Genomic DNA, 3,061 nt, shown 5'->3' with positions numbered 1-3,061 from the left:
ACCCCTCCTCACGCTGATCCTCAGTTTTCTCCGGCACCGCCGCAACGGAGTGCCGTTTTGGCGGGGCAGAAGGTGCAGGTCGCCACGTGCCGCCGGCTGCCCGCATCCGTATGCTCGGCCAAGACTATCCAGTTAACGCCCCAGGGATAAAAGAGCATGCTCTCGGTCTTTTTGCCGTCAAGCTGCCAGTAGCACCAGTTCCGCCCGTCGAGGAAAAGCTGTCCTGCCCCATCCGTGAAACGGGAAAACTTTTCCCCCTGCCACAAACCGGGGAAAATGGTCGCCGGGGCCTTTGCAAGTCGCTCCCCGTTGAACCGCAGCTCCAGGCAGACCGGCCAGTCGAGGTAGCTACCCTCGTGCCAGACCGGACCAACCGTTAGTCCCGCATCCGCCGGTGGCGGCAGGACGTTGCGCTCCATCTCCACGCAGAAATAGGCCCGCGCGGAAAAGCTCACGTCCCCCGTTATCGCCGCCGCCACCGTGTAAACCCCCGGCTCACCGGGCAGAAACTCTACCGCCGCCACCTCACTGCTTCCCCCCGGCGCTACCTGCAGATCCCGGAGCACCCCGGAGGGATTGACTGCCCAGAGCTTAAAGCGCCGTTCCCCTGCCTCGGCCGGCAAATCCGCGAACCCCCGGGCGAAAATGCTAACCTTAACCACCTCACCAAGACGGTACCAGCCTTTCGGCAGTTCCAGCCACAGCATCCCGGCCACCTCCTACTCTCCTAACTTCACCCTGATCTCCCGCATCTTCGCGCCCCAGTCGGCCACCTCTTCGGCGGTGAGGATGTCGATGGCGCCGCCCTGGAAGTCGCCCTTCACGTCGCCCATCTTTTCCTCCAGCCACCCCTCGATCTCGAGGTAGGTCTCCTTGAGCCCCTCCAGCACCTCCGGGTCGGCCTGCCACAGCCCGCGCTCCGCCGCCTCCAAAAGCCGCCGCGCGATCTCCTCCAAGGCCCAGGGGTTGTGTTCCGCGAAGAACTTGCGGTTTTCTTCGTTGAGCACAAAGGTCCGCGTGATCTCGTCGAAGATCCAGTCGTCCACTTCCTGCGTCGCCGCCTCCCAGCCGTAAACGCGCCCGATCCGCTGGGAGATGTCCCCGGCGCCCTTGTAGCCGTGGCGCTTCTGCCCCTCGATCCACTTGGGGTTCAAAAGCTTCGTCCGCACCACCCGCCGGATCTCGTCGGCCAGCGTCCGGACCTCGACGTGCTCCGGCTCACGAGTGTCGCCGTAGTAGGTGCGGACCTCCTTGCCCGAGGCTACCCGGGCCGCCGCGGTCATCCCGCCGTGGGTACCGAAGTAGCAACAGCAGCCGAAGAGGTCGTACTCGTCGGAAACCACTTTGTTGTAGGTCACGTCCACCGTCTTCAGGTTCGCCTGGAGCTGCTTAAAGGCTTCCTTACCAAAGATGCCCTTCCCGTAAGCGTAGCCGTTCCAGTAGACGAAGACGTCGGCCAGGTCCTTCTCGTCCTTCCAGGCCGAGGCATAAACCGCCAAGTTCACCCCGGCCATGTAGGTGCCAGGCTTCGAGGCGAAGATGCGCAGCGTCGCCTCCCGCCAGGCCGCCGCATCCGTTGCCCCGTTAAGCTGGGCGAGGGTGTGCTTGCGAACAAAATTCATTTCCAACGGCTCGTCGAGCCGGGCCACGGCCTGAATCGCCTCGTCCAAAAGCTCGATGCAGTTGGGGAAATTGTCGCGCGTGATGCCGCTCACCCGCACCGTCACGTCAACCCGTGGGCGCCCGAGCTCCGCCAGCGGTATCACCTCGATCCCCGCCACGCGCCCGTTCGGCAGCCACTTCGGCCGGCAGCCTAAGAGATAGAGCATCTGGGCCAGGCCTTCGCCGTCCGCCCACATAATGTCGTTACACATCCAGTAGATGGCGATATTCTCCGGATAGCGCCCTTCTTCGGTGAGGTGTTTGAGGAGCACCTTTGCCGCCAGCCGCTTCCCCACCTCCCAGGCCGCTTTGGTCGGCACCCGGTGCGGGTCCAAGGAGTAGAAGTTCCGGCCGGTGGGTAAGACATCATCCCGCCCGCGGGTGATTAAGCCCGACGGGCCGGCAGGAATGTAGCGGCCGGCAAAGCCCGCAAGCAGCGCCTCCATTTCGCGGGAGGCCTCCACCCTTTCGTTCAGGTCTAGCACCCGTGGCAGGAGCGCGTTCAGTTCTTCAAGGTGGTCCGGCGCCGCCAGATTTTCGCCCAGCACCGCTGCCGCCTCCTCGTGCGTCACGGGTCGCCCTTTAAGCAGTAAACCGATAAAGGCCTTCCCCGCCCGGTCAATCTCCTCCAAAAGCGCCCCGTAGGATCTGCCGTGGCGGAGCGAAACCTTTTCCGGCGCCGCCAGAAGCTCACCAAGCTCGAGCCCCATCAGCCGCGCCACTGCTTTCCGCAAGGAAAGCGGCTCTCCCGCGTCAAAGCGCAGGATGGCGTTCAAAAAATCGAGCCGGCGCTCCCCCTCCGGCAGTTCACCGAAGATGTGCTGCCCGTCCTGGATCTGGGTGTTCCGGATGACGGAGAGGACCGCGTGCGCCTTCTCTTTTATCTGGGCAAAGTTCTCATGGCCACCCTCTACCGGAATCTGCTTATCAAGCTTCGCCTTTTTAATCGCCTCGATGATCAGGTGCTCTAAGGTATGCGCCCGCGCCGGGTCGGCCACCCGCGCCTTTTCGTACTCTTCGAGGTACTGGTCGAGCTCGGCCAGTTCGTCGTAAAGCCCGCCCTGCGTTAAAACCGTCTGCATGTGGTCCACCAAGGTAGCGTAGCTCCGCCGCTTGGCGATCGTTCCCTCCGGCGGGTTGTCAGCGTTATAAATGTAAAGGTGCGGCACCGTCCCGATGCCCAAGTCCGGGTAGCAGTCCCCGGACAAGCCCACGCCCTTGCCGGGCAAAAACTCTAAGTTTCCGTGGGTGCCCACGTGGACAATCACGTCCGCGCCAAACTCCCGCTCCAGCCACCGGTAAGTGGCCAAATACTGGTGGGGCGGCGGGATATCGGGGTCGTGTAGGATCTTGCAGACCCGCCCGTCGCAGCGCGCCCCGGCGCAGCCCCGCTTCGGCT

The 3,061-nt window shown here is 63.5% G+C and carries 2 protein-coding genes; both read right to left on the bottom strand.

Annotated elements, in window-relative coordinates; translation table 11 throughout:
* Positions 1 to 20 precede the first annotated feature (20 nt).
* Positions 21 to 707, bottom strand: a complete 687-nt coding sequence (locus ACUVTA_RS09230; protein ID WP_445952645.1) for a hypothetical protein — start codon at positions 705 to 707, stop codon at positions 21 to 23.
* 12 nt (positions 708 to 719) lie between these two features.
* The coding region (locus tag ACUVTA_RS09225; RefSeq protein ID WP_445952644.1) for a cobaltochelatase subunit CobN at positions 720 to 3,061 on the bottom strand (2,342 nt) is incomplete at its 5' end.

This window comes from Thermodesulfitimonas sp., from assembly GCF_052743955.1.
This window is presented reverse-complemented; position numbering and strand designations above follow the sequence as displayed.

What these genes read in the sequence shown, in the direction of transcription:
- ACUVTA_RS09230 (WP_445952645.1), bottom strand. Translation starts at nt 707, where the DNA reads ATGCTGTGGCTGGAACTGCCGAAAGGCTGGTACCGTCTTGGTGAGGTG.